The sequence below is a fragment of the Pseudomonas sp. AC083 genome (genome assembly GCF_979253165.1).
Genome location: NZ_CEEDDH010000363.1, coordinates 1 through 233, shown reverse-complemented (window position 1 = coordinate 233; position 233 = coordinate 1). Strand labels below are relative to the sequence as shown.

Genomic DNA, 233 nt, shown 5'->3' with positions numbered 1-233 from the left:
ACCGTTATATGGGAAGGATATAAGATCAAACAATCTGTATCCGAATAAGGGCATGATAATGTTTGTTTATCATGAAACAGGGGTGGTACCGCGTAAGAAGAAGTCTTTCGTCTCCAAGTTAAATCTTGGGGATGAAAGGCTTTTTTATATTCCAATTACAGGAGGAATCGATCATGTTTAACCACAAAAAATACGAAAAGAAATACTTTTTGCCACCGAACCTTACTTATGAT

1 protein-coding gene is annotated in these 233 nt (G+C 36.1%); it reads left to right on the top strand.

Annotated elements, in window-relative coordinates:
• The coding region (locus AC0IXA_RS28205) for a hypothetical protein (protein WP_471815028.1) at positions 1-181 on the top strand (181 nt) is incomplete at its 5' end.
• Positions 182-233 lie beyond the last annotated feature (52 nt).